Below are 19771 nucleotides of genomic sequence, written 5' to 3'. Positions count from 1 at the left end.
ACCACAAAAAGAGCGACCGGAAAAAAACCGATCGCTCTTTATAAATTAAAAACAATTAAGACCTTCGTTTAGAACGTCACACCGAGTGTAACAAATGTAGTTGAACGGGAAAGATAAGAAGGGTTAAACTCATAAGCAGCGTCTACATGGGCTATTTTATACTTGAACCCTCCACCGATTGTCAAGCGAGTATGGTCGTGCTCTGCATAAACAAAGCCGGCACGAGCCGAAAGCATGTTCGCATAAACATATTCCGCACCCACATTTCCGGTAAACATAGAAGCCTTTTCAGGCAGGAAATAATACTGACCTGCCAATGACAAGGCAACATGATGTTCATTATTAAAGTTCATATCAAACTCACCACCAAGGCCACAGCTTGTCGGCAGTTTTACCTTTGAACCCTTACCGTAATCCAACTCAGGACCTATGTTCGCTCCGTTGGCACCAATCACAAAACTGGCATCAACTCCATTCATATCGAATGAGTTACGATAATACGCCGAAACATTAAATGCCGGTGCATTGCCTGTGTCCTTAATCTGACTTTGGATAAAAGACCCTCCGACAGCAACAGAAAAATGATCTGAAAGACGAAGAGCATAAGTCAGATCCACTGTCCAGTCTACGGGCTTGATATCTTTTCCGGTATCAGGTGCTATAGACAAACCACCGAGATAACGGAAACCGGCATTAATGCCATGTCTGCCCAAACGAACAGAAGCAGCGGCTGCATAGAACATTTGACGTCCGGCGTCTTCAAGGGATTTATAAATCTGAGTGGATCCGGAAACATGCCATACAGACTCTCCATACAGCAGGGAAGTAGGGTTGGAGTAGATAAACATATCCTTTGCCTCACCTAACTGATTGCCTCCCATGCCCATAGCACGGGCACTCGGATTAATTTCAAGAATCGGCAGGGCACGGCTTTCCTGGGCCAATAAAGAAGCCGGTACAGCCAACAGAATGAGAGACAATACTATATTTCTAATTTTCATAGATTATTCAAGATTTAGAGTTTAACAAAAGTCTTCTTATAAGAACCCTTATCACCGGAAACATACAATACATAAGTACCGGCCGACAATTTTTTCACATTGAGAACAACCAGAGATGAGATGCCTACATTATAGTTCTTATTCAGCACCAATTCTCCTCGAAGCGTACGTACTTCAAAGTTTGCACTGTTCATTGCCGGATTAACCAAAATATTCAGTTTATCTCGGGTAGGGATAGGATAAACCATATATACGGGGTCGTTAATATTAGGAACGACACGCACTTCAAATTGAGTTTCCACGGGATCGCTGATTCCATCACTGATGCTTACACGAACTACAGAAACTCCGGTTTTAAGGCCTTTGATCTCTAATTTGGAATCATCTTTAATAGAGGCTGTCATAACTCCGGCATCTGAAGAAGAAGCTGTAAAGGTTACTTTACGTCTTTTCTGATAGGTAAAATGTTTTGTAAGATCGAACTGTAAAGCTCCCTGATCAATACCTAAAATAGTGGACTTAATCGGTTCTTTCAGTGTCGGAGGTTCATATAAATATACCTCAAACGGGATGTCGATTTTAACAGAAGCTCCCAGCTCGTCAGTCAACTCCAGAATGATTTTGTATTTGCCAATAGGAGCAATGGCACGAATGGTAAACTCTAATTTATCATCAATGCGATAAACAGATACGCCACGGTTTTCACCGGAAATTTTATAAGTCCACTTATGACTGTCAGGATCGGAAATATTCAGAGCAAACTTATAAGTATCGGCTCCACTTATCGCAATCTCTTCTGTCGGAAGGCCCGTAGCTACAGGGGGATTATTCTTTTTAGTCTTAAACTTCTTAACATGCATTTTAGACTCCAAACCCCAGCGGTCTATAGCTATAACACCGGCATAATAATCGGTATCATCGGTTAAGTCTTTAAGTTTGTGAGAAATCTTTTCTCCGACTTCAAAACCAAATCCATTTATATCAACAAAAGGAACTGCAAGGTGATTTTCAGCCGTGAATTCCTTATCCGAGAAATACAGTCTGTAAATCACCGGTTTACCGTCATCTTCATCCTTAACGGCAGACCAGGTAAGGGTCATTTCAACATAATCGATTTCGGCAACAATATCCTTAACATCTTCGGGATGTTTATTCTGATTAATAGCAAACACCAAACCGGCATCTATATAACCGGCACCAAGACGTCCTTTATATTTAGGGTTTTCCGCATTGATATCCTTTGGACGCAAAGAGGTCAAAAGACGTTTTTTAAGATCTTCATTGGTAAATCCCTGTTTACCGAAATGAGATACAGCCAACGCTGCTATCCCGGAAACGTGAGGACATGCCATTGAGGTTCCCTGCATATAGGCATATTTTTTCCCTGCAAATTCTTTCACTTTAGGAGAAACCGTACTCAGAACCTGTCCTTTAGCGAAGTATTGATCTCCACCCGGAGCCATAATATCAGCCCACGTACCAAAGTTCGAATACCAAGCCTTCTTCCAATTCGGAGCCATCGCAGTTACAGCAATCACCTTTTCATAGGCGGCAGGATAAGATAAGAAATCCTTATCGTCATTACCCGCAGCAAACATCACAATACCGCCCTTCATTGGAGAATCTTTCAGTTGATTACCTTTATTATCGCAACCGGCATACTTAATAAAATAATCGATGGCGACCTTTAAATTCTCAGGCAAATACCCGGGTCCCGGATATCTGAAGCCCCAAGAGTTTTGGCTGATGACAGCACCATTATTGGCACCGTAAACAATAGCAGCAGCATCACTGTCAACACCACCGCCACCACCGCCGGCACCAAATATCTGACAGCTCATCAGACGTACACCCGAGCCCGCACTTCCATCTCCTCCGGCAACACCGCACACACCTATGCCATTGTTATTTCTGGCTGCCACAGTACCGGCTACGTGTGTACCGTGACTATAGTTATCGGGCTCCACAACACCGGTATTATTGGTAAAGTTGAAACCGGTAATATCATCTATATAACCGTTACCGTCATCATCGATACCATTACCCGGTATTTCCTTGGTATTTATCCAAATATTGTCTTTGAGATCTTCATGCTCATAATCCACCCCTCCATCGACAACCGAAACGATAACATTAGGGGTACCGGTTGTTGTTTTCCAGGCCTCGAACAGATTGATATCGGCACCGGCTACAGACTTTGGATATTTACCAAAATTCTTATAGTGCCATTGCAGTATTAACTGTGGATCATCAAAAGGCAAATTCTCGTCTGTTTGAATCGGTTGAGGAGGTGCTACGGCGAAAGGTGTGTAATCTTTATCATACTCTATCTCGTAAGACTTCTCAACGACGTCAAATTCTGAATTTGCTGCGAGAGTTGCAATACAAGTGTTAAGGTCCTGTTTTTCATCAAACCGAACAATAAACCAACGATCCAAACCTTCTCTGCGCATCCGCTCCTCAAAGCGAGGGTCTATCGGAAATAACGGTTTTATATCAGTAGTATTAATCTTGCTCAATGTAGCAGCCATAGTGGAAGGGATACTGTTCATAGAAATATCGCTTTGGGCCATTTTTGCCATCTGAGCGGCAAGATTCTCAGAAACCTTCACATAAGCGATACCCGAGATACCGTTTCCGGACAAGAGCTCAGGACTGGTATTCAACTCTGTGAGATCTTTTACTTCATTTGCCGAGTTTACTTCACGATCTTGAGCACATCCGCCCAAAAGCATAGCACAACCAAAGGCAAACAGGAAAAATTTATTCATAAAGACTATTAATATTAGATTTTGTAAACTGTGTTATTTGATCTTTTGTAAGACTGATGCATAATCCGATCGAGATTTTCGCATCTGCCCAAATACTGCAATCCAGGAAAGCATTAGAGTGTTAAAACCTGAAAATGATTTTATCACAATAAACATCCCACAAAACATACACATTAAAACTTATTAAAAAGAATGGGCGGAAAATCCCATATAATTCAAGGTTTAACGTAAGATCAAATGGTAAAGAAGTCACACTCTTCCCAAACATTATAAGTAAGAAAAGAAAGAGTGTGACTTCACATAAATTATAGATTTAGCTGAAATAAGGCAATTGGTTTCTTAATATATAAAAGAAACAAATTACTTTCTTTTCAGATATCGGTCTGTCTCCGAAATACGATCATTCAATTCTTTAACAAACTTATTACGAGCCTCTGAAGCTTTCTTTGTAGGAGCTAACAAAGCAGCTGCACTTCCATCCTTTTCATGCAGGAAGAAGTTGATCGAGAACACCGGCGCTCCATCCAAGATATCACTGAAGCTAACGCCACGAACGGCGGCCACCAGATTCTTCTCTTTGTGGAGATAGAATTCAATACCCGTACCTGATTTCAAGTATACGAAGCCTTCTTTCTTGAGCAGAGCTTTAAACTCTTTTGTGAGGTAGTATTTTCCACCTTCTTCCCAGGCACCGAGATTCAGATTCTCAAAAATATCGATACGCTCCATATTCAAACCTCTTTTAGCTTCCGGAGTGCTCTTGTTCCAATCGAAGAAATAACCTCTGAAAGTAATATCCGTTTCTTTTTTCTTCTCCTCTAAAAGCAAGAAATATATTTCTTTAGGGAAATCCTGAGCTTTAGATTCGGAAACAACCTCAAAGCCATTTTTCAATTCCTCAGCTTTAATTTGGGCATACTTCCACTTAGGATTATTTAACCATTCATAAGGTCCATAAGGGAATTCTTTGAAAGTAGGATAATCTTTAGGCTGTTTAAGCACAGACTTAAATGTCACCACAGAAAAACCTTTTACATCATACTCAACTTTTACATCAAACCCGAGCTCTTCGTTTTCACCCATAAATCCGGCTTCGTTTTCATCTGTTATGGTGAAACCGTTTTCCTTAAGCATAGCTTTATAGTCAGGAGATTTAACAGCCTCTATATCATTACCGGTCATACGTATATAGACCGTTTTTTTAGAAACCACATTGATTGCATATTCAAGATCGGGGAATACCGTAGAAGGTGTACAGAAGTAATATGACTCTTCATAAATACCCCAACCGGGCAAAGCATTGGAATGACCGGTTAAGAATGAACCCCTCTTCTGTTCAAAACTTATCAACTCATATTTTCCAACAGGATTTTTGAACAAAGGAAGAATATACTTAACAGATGCAACACCTTGTTGTTTAACAATAATTTCTTTGAGTACTGCACCATTCTTGGCAATCAGTTTAGCCACACGCAGAGCACCGTCATTGGCATCAACCTTGATATTGATGGTTCCGGCTTTTTTATTCAAAGAGAATTTAACCCAATTATCAGTAGGCTTCTCAAGTTCTACACTCCAATTTTCGGAGTTGGTTGTTACGGCAACCATTTCACCACCCCCTTCTTGCGGCAAAGAAATTTCGGTCTGATCTATATCGAAGATAATATCAGTAGCGGTTTGTGTTACTGCAATCGTAACAGAAGCATCACCGGACATTACCAAAACCTCACCCTTACGCTCAACGGGTTGAGCATTAGGAGCAGCCTTAATCTTCAGTGATTTTCCTTCTCTGACCAAAGTTAACCACTCAACACCTGCCATAGCATTCCATTTTTCCTTATTGGTCTCAATGGTTACTACTTTTTCTTCACCTTTCTTTGCAAAAGTCAATGAGGTTTCAGAGACTTTCAATTCTGCCTCTTCATAGTCATTGCCTTTGTCACATGAGGGAGCCACAAACAGCATGGCAATCAACCCCAGTAAAATGTACAATTTCGATTTCATAAGATATTATTTTAAAGTGAATGTTTCTCTCTGGTATTATTCCTTGGGGTAGGAGAAACATAAATAAACAAATAATGAACTTTCAAATCAGAATAGCATTCATTTCGTTCGAATCATCTATTCTTATTCTCTTCAGGGGATCTATATTATCATATAGAAAAGGCACAATCGCGAGGGAAAGATATAAACACACCCTCAAAAAATAAAAAACTCATTCAATCAGCCGGCTATTATTAAATATAAGACAAATAAAAAAGGCTTTTTCTATCCGGGTGGCTGAACCCTTAAGACGTGCACCTCAATTTATTCAAAATGTAAACCAATTAAAGCTTCTGAAAATTATTTTGTGTTTCTTTTTGGATTTCTATTGTCTAAAAGTATAACATATATTTGAAATAAACAACAACAATTAATTCAAGAATAGAGATATAATCAAAAAACAAGATTGAAACCGAAACAGAAAAAATCACACAAAACCCTATAAGACAAACAATTATAAATAAATACAAATTAAAAACGAGACACTTAACAAAATAATGACAAGCAAAACACATTTTTATATAGAAACACAAAACAACAAAGAATAATCAAATAAAGAATAAAAGAACAGGCCATTTAATAAATTTCATCTTTCCAATAAAAATAAGATCCATAGAAAGAAAAGTATATCAATATATTGAGAGAAAAAGCATGATTAAAACGAAAAAACAGAGACAAATTTGCCTCTGTTATAAATGCGTAAAACAAATAAAAATAACCGGTAAAACTAATGACGTTTCAGATAACCTCCTAAAGTTCTCATAATTCGAGATGTGGCATTTCCCCGGTTTTCGATGTATTCACTTGCCTGCCGTCCCATTTCTTTTCTCAAGCCCTCATTTTCCATAAAAACATCCATTACAGCAGCATAATCTTCAGGCACTTTTAATGCCCTTGCAGCGTTCGATGCCAATAGATCAACAGCTTCCTTAAACTTCTTATGGTTCGGCCCAAAAAGGACAGGAACACCATAAACCGCCGCCTCTGCCGTATTATGAATACCCCGGCCGAAACCACCGCCAATATATACGATATCTGCATATCTGTATATAGAGGACAACAGACCGAAGCAATCTATAATGATGCAATCAACCCCTTCTAACACACTCAAACCGGCAATCTGCGAAAAGCGTATGCTTTTTCGTTCCAGAGTCTGTTCAATAGCACACAAATGAGCTTCATGAATTTCATGAGGAGCGATAATCAGCTTTTGCTTCGGATGGCTATTGAAATACGGGATTATAAACTCCTCGTCTATCGGCCAGGAACTGCCGGCTACCAATATAACCTCTTCGGAAGATCTTTTTTGAATGAAATGCTCTATGGTATCTATCCTTTTCCGCTGGTTTCGAATGGCTAAGACACGGTCAAAACGAGTGTCGCCCGTCACACGAACGCGAGTAATGCCATATTCGTTTAACAAATCCCGTGAAGCCTCATCCTGTACAAACAGATAATCGAAAAGAGTTAAAAGTTTTCGATACCAAAAACCGTAAGGCTTAAAGAACAATTGTTTTTTGCTGAAAATCGCAGAAACCAAAAAAACAGGAACGGACTGCCTCCTTAATGCCAGCAAAAAATTCGGCCAAATCTCATACTTAATAAACAACACTGCCGAAGGATTCACGACACGAACAAAACGACGAGCATTCCTCTCCGTATCAGAAGGCATATAGACCACACAATCGGCTCCCTCATAATCTTTCCGGACTTCATAACCTGACGGGCTGAAGAAGGTAAGCAGGATTTTATAATCCGGAAAATCCTGTTTGATTCTCTCAATGAGAGGGCGTCCCTGTTCGAACTCTCCTAAGGAAGCGGCATGAATCCAAACGACAGGAGCTGTATTACGGGCAAAGCTTTGCTCTATTCTCGCCCAAGTCTCCTTTCGTCCGGCAATCATCTTCCGGGCTTTACGGTTAAACGGAGAAGCCGGCTTTATGGCAGCTCCGGAAAGCTGCCCGGCTATTCTATACAAAAACTTCATCCAAGTATCTCTACGGCACGTTGTAAACGACGAAGCGTTTCCTCCCGCCCCAGCAAAGCTGCAATATCAAACATATGAGGCCCTTTCGACTCGCCGACCAGAGCTAGCCGGAAAGCATTCATAATCTTCCCCATACCATAATTCTCGGCTTCAATCCAACTTTTGACATGCTCCTCCAAAGATTCGGCATCCCAGGAAGATTGCTCACCGAGCAGGGCAGCCAACTTTGTCATCTGTTCTGCACTGTCTTCTTTCCAACGTTTTTTCACGGTAGCCTCATCATACACATCAGGTGCTTCAAAGAAAAACGAACTTTCTTCCCAAAGTTGGGGGATCAGATTGACACGCTCCTTGACCAAAGCAATCACCCTGGCAACATATTCATCTGTGGCAGTAACATCATGTGTTTGCAGAACCGGTTTGAATAATTTTGCAATCTCCGTATTATCCATCTCCTGCAGATAATGGTGGTTAAACCAAAGTCCTTTCTCATAATCGAACTTCGCCCCGCTGCGACTGCATTTTTCTAAACGGAATTTCTCTATCAACTCCGCCATGCCCATCACCTCATCATTATCACCCGGATTCCAACCCAGTAAAGCAAGAAAATTAACCACAGCCTCGGGTAAATAACCGCTCTCACGATAACCGCTGCTGATAGCACCGGTTTCGGGATCATGCCACTCCAAAGGGAATACAGGAAACCCCAGCCGGTCTCCGTCCCGTTTACTCAGCTTGCCATTGCCTTCGGGCTTCAGCAGCAAAGAGAGGTGTGCAAACTGAGGCATCGTATCCGCCCACCCCAAAGCACGATAAAGAAGAACGTGCAGCGGTGCACTGGGCAACCACTCTTCACCTCTGATTACATGCGACACCTGCATCAAATGATCATCGACAATATTAGCCAGATGATAGGTAGGAAGATCGTCTGCACTTTTATAAAGAACTTTATCGTCAAGTATGGAAGAATTGATAACCACCTCGCCCCGGATAAGGTCGTTTACAACGATATCTTCCCCCGGCTCCACCTTGAAACGCACCACATAGCGCTCACCGGAATCGATAAGTTTTTTCACTTCTCCGGCAGACATTGTAAGCGCATTACGCATGGTCATACGCGTAGAGGCGTCGTATTGAAATGTTCCGTTTTCCTTACGTTTGGCATCCAGCTCCCCGGCCGAATCGAATGCAATATAAGCCTTGCCCGCATCCAGCAATTGCTGTACATAGGGACGATAAATATCCCGCCTTTCGCTCTGACGATAAGGGCCGTGATCTCCTCCATGGCCGACACCCTCATCGATCCCGATACCCAGCCATTGAAGAGCCTCTATGATATAAGCTTCGGCTCCGGGCACAAAACGGTTGCTGTCGGTGTCTTCTATACGTAAAATCATGGTACCGCCAAGTCTTTTGGCAAACAGATAGTTATATAAAGCCGTACGCACACCTCCGATATGAAGAGGTCCTGTAGGGCTGGGCGCAAAACGCACTCTTACCGGACTCATACTTTCTTATATTTTATTAATGACCACAAAGTTAAACAAACACAGAGATATAGAAACAAAAAACTGCCCCCACGATTGTGTGGAGGCAGTCGATTATAAAAAGAGGAAAGAACCTACAATGGGTTTTGCTGGCACAACTTATTTCCTACCAACTCCTTGTAAGGGATAACAAACTCCCAGACTTTATCATTGGCATCCTTAGGCAAGCCTTCGACATTCTTGCCGCTGTTACGTTGTTTGAACATCGCTTTTTGCTTTTCGTTCATGTACTTGTCATTCGTAGAGGCCAAACGATTAGGAACAATACCCAAACGTTTGATGTCATAGAAAGCCTGTCCCTCAAAATACAAGTCAATAAACTTATTCCTCAAAATCTCTTCTGCCAATTTATCTGCAGTCTTCATATCTTGAGAAACAGTATATTGAGGATCTCTGGTCTTCATAACTTCTTCAAGCGTTGCAACAGCACCCTGTATATTATTTTGTCTTGCTTGAGCTTCGGCCTTGATATAAAACATCTCACCCAATCTCATCAGCACTTGATCGATAAAAGATGATTTGTCATTAGCCACAGCAAACTTGATACATTGACCGGTCGTTTCCCACTTGTTTTCTCCTGTATTTTTATCTACCAGGAAATATCCGGGGTCTGCATCATCAGGTATTTTATCCCCCTGATCCAAGGCTACAAACCATTTTCTACGAACATCGGTTTTATTCATTTTATCATAATAAGAACGGTTTATGGCATATCTGAGGCTTTCATTCCATCCTCCTTTGAAGTTATAGGAGTAGTGCGCCCCGAAACCGGCATAATATCTATTTTGATCTGCAGCCTGCCGATAGCCCCACATCCATTCCGAAGCCTCATAATTGTTAAAGCCATTCAAAAGTTCGTCTCCACTCTGCAACTTGGCTTTAGTCGCTTTCATCGCTTCATTGGCATATTTCTCTGCCAGAGGGTAATCCTGCTGCGCCATAGCTATTCTGGCAGCAATTCCATAGGCTGTGCCCATAGTAAGACGATTTTTCTTGCCCGATATCTTTGCTTTGGCAAAAAGTTCCAAACCTTCTTTAATATCCTTATTGATCTGAGCATAAGTTTCTGCCACCGTAGACCTGGGCATCGGATCGATATTCGGTTCCAAGCGCAAAACAATACCCCAAGAAGAGTTGTCGCCACCCGGAACATAGCGCTTGCCAAACAGTTGTACCAGATTATTGAAGCAAAACGCACGAACAATAAGAGCTTCACCTCTCAGGCGGTTCATATCTTCAGGGGCGATCGTCTTGGCTTCAGCACTCATTTTAAGAACGGTATTGGCATGCTGAACAAGCGTATAATAATAGTCCCACGTAACATAGTTTATATTACCATTAGGATTACGATGATCCGTCCAGCGGTAAACGCCCATCCAAAGAGCCGTCAAAGAGTTAACATGACTGTTGCTCAACATATCGAGTTGAACATTCAAACAACCCGATCCATCGCCGAATCTCTGACCAAAATAATACATGTAAAACATGTTATGTATCCCGTCAAGAACACCTTCGATACCTTTCAACGATTGCTTCAAAGTTTCATCAGACAACGAATCGGTGGGAGCAGTATCCAAAAAACTTTTTTTACAACCGAAGGCAAAAGCCAGTAAAAAAACGGCTGCAATTATATATGATATTCTTTTCATAATATCTGATTTATCAAATTAGAAAGACAATGTAATATTCGCTGTAATTACTTTTGCAAAGCCATAATCAATGGCTGAAGCTATCCCGGAGTACTTACCCATGGGGTTCAAACCTTTACGCTTGGACAGGAAAAAGAGGTTTTCCGCCACAATGCTGAATCTGGCACCGGAAAGCTCCAACGGCCGAACCCATTTCTGCGGCAATGTATAACCGAGACTGACAGTCTTCAACAACAAAGAATTAGAAGAAATCAGGAAACGGTCTGAAGTCAGATTATCGTAATTGGTAGAAGTTGCATCCAAACGGGGAACATTGGTTATATCACCCGGCTTCTTCCAGGCATTTAACATATCTATATGCATAGCTCTACCTGCTTTCAACCTTCGGCCCATCAAGCCCTGATAACCTGTATCATAGGTTTTTCCACCCAACTGATATGCAAACTGCATAGAGAAGTCAAAGCCCTTGTAACTGGCTTCCGTTCCGAAGCCTCCATACATTTTCGGAATCGAAGAACCGGCAAAATGTTTTTTCACATAACGACCATCCTTTGTCCAAGTGGCCTTTTCACCCTCTTTCGCCATACCGATAAAATCAGGATTATTCGGATCTGCCAACTGCGGGTATTTCACATCATCGATACGATAAATAGCCAATCCGTCTTCAGGATCCACACCGATAAACTCATTAAGATAATATTCATTAACACTTCTACCCTCTTCATATTTATGATAAGCCAGCTCTATACCATCTTTTCTATTCTCTTCAGGTAAACGTACGATCTTATTCTTGAAGATTGTTCCGTTGAAGGAAACACCCCATTTAAAATCACGATTTTTGAAGATATCATAGTGAAAATCCATTTCAATACCCTGATTACGTATCTTACCGATATTTTTATCTATTGAAGCAACACCGGTCGATGCAGGCAGATCGTATGCAAACAACAAATCATCGGATTCTTTATTGAAAAATTCAACCGTTCCGTTAAAACGGTTAAACAGATTGAACTCAAGCGCCAGGTCATAAGCGGTTTGTTTCTCCCATTTCAGGTCAGGATTTCCAAGATTAGCAACACGCAAACCAATTCGATCGAAATTATTGTTACCTAAGCCAAAAAGCGTTTGGTATGCATAATAGGTCGAAATGAGATCATTACCGGTCTGGCCGATAGAGCCCCTGATCTTCAAAAAGGTCACCCAATCCTTGGCATCTTTCATAAAGTTCTCATTTGAAACAATCCAACCCAAACCGGTAGACCAGAAGTTACCCCAACGGTTGTTAAGGAAGCGGGATGTTCCATCGCGGCGATAAGAAAGCGACAGATTGTACAAATCTTTATAGTCGTAATTTACACGCCCAAAGTATCCCTCTTTGGTATGTTTGTCAGTATAAGAAGACATATCCGTCATCTTCAAAAGATTGGGCATTTCGTCGATTCCAAGCAAGAACATATTCTCTTTAGAAAGAAAAGAATGTGCTCTATTGTATTCATAACTCTCATGACCCAACATCGCATTGATATGATGATCGCCCAATTTAGTATCGTATTCCAACAACTGGTTGAAAGTGATCGTAGTATATCTATCATTTGAGATTCTCAAAAAACCCTGAGGCTGATCTCCCATGATGTTGTTAAATCTCACTTTGTCTGTTTTTCTAAGCAGGTCATAAGCAAGATTGGTGCGGAATTTCAAACCCTCATACAAGTTAAATTCGGCAAAAGTACGACTCGTGATGGCATCACGATCCCCATATTTTTTATCCAGAAACTGCTCATAAACAGGATTGAAACGACCGCTATACGGTCTCAAGGGGTTATAGTCGTATTGTTTTTGCCCCAGTCCGTCCAACACATAACTGCCATCATCGTTATGTTGATGGATCGGATAAATAGGAGCAATGTACTGCATAAAATTAAAAGCATTTGAGGTTTTTCCTCCATCAGCTTTCGGTTGCTCCGTATGTGTACGGCTGATAGAAGTATTGGTTCCCAAAGTCAACCATTTGGTGATGTCATAAGACAGATTCACACGAGATGAATAACGTTCCAGAGAAGTATGTTTTTTATAACCGTCTTCACCCAAATAGCTGAGAGACATATAGCTCTTCATCTTATCCGTATTCAAACCGCCACTGAGCACATACTCCTGTCTGAATCCGGTACGGAAAAGCTCTTTTTCCCAATCCATATCATCTCCCCACAGAAGACCCTTAACTTCGGGATTCAAAGAACCGTCAGGCATCACAATCAAGGGAATTGCACCACCCGGATATTTGGGGTCGTTCGTTTTAATCCATTGTTTCGTTTTGGGGTCGAACCCCAACAAAGAAGAAATACCGGCATAGGGGTTATACTTCAAATCTTCCTGAACATAATAGTTCGCCCAATAAGCAGCCTGTTCATCATCCTTTCCCTGAACGTATTTCTGCTCATTAAACCACTGTTGCCATCTCAAAGGATAATACTGCATGGCATCTACCTTCTCATAGTTTTTCTGCCCTTTGCGGGTTGCCCCCAAATTGGTGGTAAATGTAAATTTGGGTTTACCGCTTGCAGCACGTGAGCCGCTCTTTGTCGTTATCAAAATAACACCGTTACCGGCACTGGAACCATAAAGAGAAGTAGAAGCTGCGTCTTTCAAAATACTCATACTCTGAATATCCTGAGCAGCAATATCGGAAATATCACCATTATAGATAGCCCCGTCCACAACGTACAACGGAGCGGAAGAAGCGTTGATAGAACCGAAACCACGAATACGGATTTGGGCAGAAGCACCGGGCTGACCTGAAGATGTCAGTACCTGAACCCCCGGAGCTACACCGCCAAGAGCATTGCTCACGTTCGTTATCGGCCGTTTCTCCAACTGTTTAGAAGATACGGAAGACTGTGCACCCACCATGGATTGCTTTTTAACCGTACCATAGGCCACAACAACCACTTCATCAAGCAATTTGGCTTCCGGCTTCATCACAATACGCATGTTGGCACTGATTGCAACTTCCTGTGTTTGCAGCCCAATATAGGTAACCACGATGGTTTTAGCCGCGGCCGGGGCCGTAAAACTGAATTTACCGTCAATGTCGGTTTGAGCTCCGACACCGGAAAATCCTTTAGCTATAACAGAAGCACCGATAACGGGTTGGTTATCTTCTGCCGAAATAACTATACCCGAAACGACTTTCTGCTGAGCCAAAGCCGTACCTATCGATAAGAACAGGCACGCAAAGAATAGCGTAAATCTTTTCATACTGATTTAATTTAGTTTAACAATCTTATTGATATACATATTTTTTCATAGCAATTGAAAAGGTTTGAGTGCATAAAATCTAATTATTCATGGTATATAATTTTAAGCAAGGACGAAGATAAACTTTTGAAGTGAAACATACAAACATGGATATAAAATATTTCGACATATCCAAGCAGAAGTTAAACATGAGCATATATTTGCCTAAACAAATCAAGACTGAACAGATATTTTTCCAAACATCAAAAAAAATCTGCAAGAATTATGTATAGCGACATAATTCTTGCAGATCATATAAAGACTTATAAATACTATCTTTTTTTACGCAAATTCAATAAAAACAGATTTAATAACCGGGGTTTTGCTGCTTTTTAAGTTTTTCATTTGCATTAATTTCATCTTCAGGAATTGCTAAAATTACCCTGAAATATTTATTGTCAAATTGAGCAGATTCTTTTGACAAAGGATAATGCCATCCGGGTTCTTTTATAGATTTATAACGAACGACCTCCTTGTTATTTCTCATCAAATCGAAGAAACGGAATCCTTCACCAACGAGTTCTTTAGAGCGTTCTGCAAGAATACGATCCAAATTGACATTTCCAACATCAACTTTATTTTTGGGGTTGGCACGCATCACAATTGTATTCAAATATTTCTCGGCTTTTGCCGTATTCCCCAATTTCACCGCAGCCTCGGCAGCATTCAGATAAACTTCTGCCAAACGTATTACAGGCACATCATTGGTTCTAACGTCATCCATTCCGGCCTTACCCGGATATTTATTAATCCAAATCTTAGCCTTAACATCTATTCCCAATTTAGAAATAGGATCCTCGGCATCCGTTCCTTCGGATGGAATGAATGCATTTAACCTTATATCTTCAGGATCGCTATTCAACTCATCATAAAACTTTTTGGTAATATGGGCATCAAGATAGCCGTCGGGAGAATACAAATAGCTTAAAGCCTCACGGTCTGCCCAGTCCTTCGTATCCTGGTTAACAATCGTAAATATCATCTCTTTTGACGCAGGATTACTCCAGATGGTTTTATACTCTTCAACCGTTTTGGCCAAGGTATATTTACCACTGTTAATCACCTCTTCCGCAAGTTGCAGTGCTTTTGTATTGTGCTCCTGTCCATCCATATAGAGATAAACTCTCGAAAGCAAACCTCTCACAGCCATTTTGCTCATCATACCATAAGAAGTTTCAGGAAAACCGGGTTCTTTCAAGGCATTCTCAAAATCAGAAATAACTTGTTTATAAACGTCGGACAATTTACTTCTTTCCGGCAAAGATTTACTCTCTATAACTTCAGTAACCAAAGGAACCCCCATGGTTTCTCCATTGGTCTGAGAATAAGGCAGCGCGTATATTCTGGCTAAGTCAAAGTGAGCCAAAGCCCTCACTGCCAAAGCTTGAGCGCGTGCATTGCTCAAGAGTGCCTTATCAGCATCCAAGGTCACCTTTTTATGAAGGTTATCACATGCCTGAAGCAATCTGTTAGCCGATCTGATTACGGAATAAGGCTTTGCCCACATATTCGGGCAGTTACTTCTTCCATATCTCATCTCATAAAGAGGAGAGGTTCTCATGGCCGGTTGTGTGGCTTGAACATCATCGCCTCTAACATCTCCAAAAACGATAAATGAAGCGGCATAATAAGACGTAGAGTTTGATGAGCCTTGCAGGTTGTCAAAAAGACCGGTGATCATAGGATCAAGCAAGTCTACCGAGTTCAACGCTTCATCCGTAGGAGTTGCGTTCGAAGGTTCTCTATCCAGCCATCCACTGCACGAAGTAGCAATGAGTGAAACCCCCAGCGCAAAGCATATATATTTCAAATTCAGTTTCATAATATTCTATTTAATAAGTTATGTTAAAAACCAAGTTGTACGCCGAAAGTAATTGTCTTCAAAGGAGGAGTTTCAAACATCACCAAACCGCCTATGGGCACTTCCGGGTCAGCTTTCAGTCCCTTGGATTTGAAGGTCAACAAGTTGTTTGCCGAAGTATAAACTCTTAAGCTTTCAATACCCAATTTGTTTGTCAAAGATTTCGGAGCCGTATAGCCCAATGTTAAGTTTTTCAAACGCATATGATTGGTAGAAAACAGCCACCTATCGGAGTGCACATCCTGATTACCGAACATAAACACAGGAAGCTCTGCTTTGTCTCCCGGTTTTTTCCACATCTTATCCACATCGTATGAATCAGGAATATTTCCAAAATACATAAAACCGCCGCCGTCGGAGTGTATCCAGCGTACGTTATCGTAAACATACCCGCCCAATGAATAGGTAAAAGTAAAGGCCATATCCACCGGTCCCATATTCAACGTATTGATAATACCGCCTGTCAGTTTAGGATCGGGATACTTATCCAAGGTGATCGGTTGGGCCTCAGCTGCGTTGGTGGTTAAAGATTTGTCAAGAGTTCCATCAGCATTTTCGGTATTCTTTACATACAAAGGCATACCTGTTTTCTCATCCACACCCTTATACTCTATAAGATTGAAACCATAATAAGGTTTACCTACTTCGTGAACGATTCGACCATCCTTGATACGAGTCTGCTCACCGTCGTATTTCAACAGTTTGTTCTTATTGTGAGCAAACGTAAATGTCGTACTCCAGCGGAAGTTCTCTTTATTGATGTTTTGACTTCTTATCTCCAACTCAAAACCGGTATTTCGCATTTCGCCAAGATTCTGCAATTCTCTCAAAAATCCCGTAGTCTGAGATATGGGTTTATACATCAACAGGTCTGTTGTCAAACGATTGTAAAAATCGAATGTAACCGAAACTCTTCTAAATAAGCTAAAGTCTAAACCGATGTTAAAAGCATTGTTTTTTTCCCATTTTAGATTTTTATTACCCAAATCGGTCTCGCGCATACCTGCTTTTCCCAAGTAATTATAACCGAATTTATATAAAGACATGTGATCATAATTACCGGAGGGCAATGTACCATTAATACCATAGGAAGCACGCAATCTCAAATCATCCAAAACAGATTTCATCTCTTGCATGAACTCTTCCGAGCTTATTTTCCAGGAGCCGGATACAGACCAGAAATTACCCCACCGTGAATCTTTGGATAATCTCGAAGAGCCATCACGTCTGAATGAGCCACCTAAAAAGTATTTAGAATCGAAGTTATAATCCACCTTACCCAAATAAGATAGCATTCGGAATCCTTCAGTACCGCTGCTCGCTCTTGAATCTCCCGCATTTTCTATCTCATTTTTGGTATAGGTAGGATACTTGGAACCATTAGCATAAATATATTTATAACTTCTATCCTCAGATTCGAATCCGACCAGAGCATTAACATTATGCTTATCGAAATCCTTATTAAAAATCAACTGAGATTGAGTGTTGGTTTTTATCCATTCCGAATTTATCCGTTGCATAACCCCCTGAGCGGCTTGACCATCACCGAAGCGAGGATCCCACCACACTTTTTGCTGGGTAGACAAATAATCGTAGCCTACAGCTTCCTTAAATTGAAGCCCGGGAAGTATATCGTAAGTAAACTCCACAGAAGGCAAAATACGGGTCATTCTGTTATTATTGACATTTATATCCAATACCTGCAAAGGATTATGCCCGTTAATTGCCGGGAAGTATTTTGCATAACTTCCATCCTTATTATAGGGATAAGAAGAAGGAGAAACGGACATGGCTATCGCCATGATAGGACTGCTAAATCCCGTACCTTCCCCGTTTACATTCTGATCGGTCAGGGCGAACATCGTTTTTGCATTCAAACCGAACCGTCCGTCCTTATGGGTGATATTCACATTTCCGGTAAAACGATCGAAGTCGGAAGCTTTGGTTATACCTTGCTGTCCCATATAAGAAAGAGAGGTAAAGAACTTCGTCTTGTCATTTCCTCCTGTAACATTCAACTCATAATTATTGGTAAAGCCTTTTCTAAAAAGTATATCTCTCCAATCCGTATAACTGCCGGTCCAAGGCATGGGTGCATAATTTTCGATCTTAGACTCTGCAAAAGCTTTTGCATCCTCAGGTGTTCCTCCCTGTTTATAAAGGATAAAATTCTCAAGACCGAGTTTCAACAATTCCCGGCGCTTCTCACCGTCCAGTACCGGCCGGTAGTTGATAGCCATATCGGAGAAACCCCAGTCTGCCTTAAAGCTGAATCTTGTTTTTCCCGTTTGTCCTCTTTTGGTTGTAATTACGATCACACCATTTGCGGCACGAGAACCATATAAAGAAGCTGCAGCAGCATCCTTGATTACCGAAATATTTTCTATATCGTTCGAGTTGATCATAGACAACATGTTACTTCCCGAACCGGAGTATGAGAATTCCGCAGCATTGTCATTCATCATTGGGATACCATCGATAACGAAAAGAGGCTCATTGCCTGCGTTAATGGAACCCATACCTCGAATTCTAAGGGTAGCGGTACCACCCGGCTGACCGGAATTCTGACTGATATTCAAACCGGCAATGGCACCGGAGAGTTTATCCTCCAATTTTGCCGTCGGAATATCTTTCATGGTTTTTGAAGAAATCGTTGTGGCAGAACCGGTAAATGACGATTTTCGTACATTTCCATATCCGGTAACCACCACCTCTTCCAATAGTTTTGAGTCAGGCTGCAAAACAATTCTCATGTTCGATGTAATTGCAACTTCCCGAGACTGCATACCCATATAACTCACCACAATGGTGGTGGCAGCAGAAGGAGCATTGAAGCTGAATTTTCCGTCGATATCGGTTTGCGCTCCGACTCCGGCAAACCCCTTGGCTACGACAGAAGCACCGATAACAGGCTGATTATCTTCTGCCGAGATAACCACCCCCGAAACGATCTTTTGCTGAGCCATTACTGCACCTATCGACAAAAACAGGCACACGAAGAATAGCGTAAATCTTTTCATACTCATTTTAATTAGTTTAACATCATATTAAAAGGTTATTCTTAATATTCACATGCGTTTTTCAACAAATAATAAAATCAAGCCAAAACAACAATTGGGAGCTAATATAGTTGTTTGATAGAAAAAAAGCAAGCGTGGAATACTTTCATCATAAAAAAACCATCAAAAACAAACAAAAAGAACGATAAATAAGATAAAAAAACAACACAACAACAAGAAAAATCGGGAACAAACATTTTAATTATAGAATCTCAAAAGAGAAAAATAAATACATCTCTCCCCCCATAGAAACCCTGTTACAAAAGGGGCTGTGTCAAAATTCATTTTTGGGGCAGCCTCCTTTTTTTATTCCTCATCCAACGACAAAGCCCCAACTTTCACAAGCTAGGGCTTCGTTCGTTCACTAAGTTTGAGTAACTTAGCAAATATCAATTACTTAATGAATACAAAGTTACACTTTCGTCCTTACATATCCGACCCCATCCTGCTATTTCCTGCAGAACTTGGTCAAGATATTGATGCCAATGACCCTGTGCGCCTGGTCAACAGCATTGTAGATTCGCTGAATTTAGAATCAATCCAAGGTCTCTATCGCGTT

9 protein-coding genes are annotated in these 19771 nt (G+C 41.1%); all 9 read right to left on the bottom strand.

What is annotated here, in order from left to right; translation table 11 throughout:
* Positions 1-68: 68 nt before the first annotated feature.
* Positions 69-1001 (bottom strand): PorV/PorQ family protein, encoded by a 933-nt coding sequence (locus A3GI_RS0103170; protein ID WP_018360025.1) that lies wholly within the window; start codon positions 999-1001, stop codon positions 69-71.
* Positions 1002-1015: 14 nt separating this feature from the next.
* Positions 1016-3772, bottom strand: a complete 2757-nt coding sequence (locus A3GI_RS0103165; RefSeq protein WP_018360024.1) for a S8 family serine peptidase — start codon at positions 3770-3772, stop codon at positions 1016-1018.
* A 360-nt stretch (positions 3773-4132) separates the two neighbouring features.
* Complete coding sequence (locus A3GI_RS0103160) at positions 4133-5776, bottom strand: BACON domain-containing protein (RefSeq protein WP_018360023.1); 1644 nt, start codon at positions 5774-5776, stop codon at positions 4133-4135.
* A 766-nt stretch (positions 5777-6542) separates the two neighbouring features.
* Positions 6543-7802: a 3-deoxy-D-manno-octulosonic acid transferase gene (locus A3GI_RS0103150; protein WP_018360022.1), complete on the bottom strand. Its 1260-nt coding sequence runs from the start codon at positions 7800-7802 to the stop codon at positions 6543-6545.
* Complete coding sequence (gene gltX / locus A3GI_RS0103145; protein ID WP_018360021.1) at positions 7799-9310, bottom strand: glutamate--tRNA ligase; 1512 nt, start codon at positions 9308-9310, stop codon at positions 7799-7801. The genes A3GI_RS0103150 and gltX overlap by 4 nt, the downstream gene beginning before the upstream one ends.
* Positions 9311-9423: 113 nt before the next feature.
* Positions 9424-10998 carry a RagB/SusD family nutrient uptake outer membrane protein gene (locus A3GI_RS0103140; protein ID WP_018360020.1) on the bottom strand — a complete coding sequence of 525 codons (1575 nt, stop codon included), beginning with the start codon at positions 10996-10998 and terminating at the stop codon, positions 9424-9426.
* Between the two features lie 18 nt (positions 10999-11016).
* Positions 11017-14253: a SusC/RagA family TonB-linked outer membrane protein gene (locus A3GI_RS0103135; RefSeq protein WP_018360019.1), complete on the bottom strand. Its 3237-nt coding sequence runs from the start codon at positions 14251-14253 to the stop codon at positions 11017-11019.
* A gap of 346 nt (positions 14254-14599) precedes the next feature.
* The gene (locus tag A3GI_RS0103125) at positions 14600-16114 is read right to left on the bottom strand and encodes a RagB/SusD family nutrient uptake outer membrane protein (RefSeq protein ID WP_018360017.1); all 1515 of its coding nucleotides are present in this window, start codon (positions 16112-16114) and stop codon (positions 14600-14602) included.
* Between the two features lie 23 nt (positions 16115-16137).
* Positions 16138-19179, bottom strand: a complete 3042-nt coding sequence (locus tag A3GI_RS0103120; protein ID WP_018360016.1) for a SusC/RagA family TonB-linked outer membrane protein — start codon at positions 19177-19179, stop codon at positions 16138-16140.
* Positions 19180-19771: the final 592 nt, after the last annotated feature.

Source organism: Porphyromonas macacae DSM 20710 = JCM 13914 (genome assembly GCF_000379945.1).
Lineage (GTDB): Bacteria > Bacteroidota > Bacteroidia > Bacteroidales > Porphyromonadaceae > Porphyromonas > Porphyromonas macacae.
This window is presented reverse-complemented; position numbering and strand designations above follow the sequence as displayed.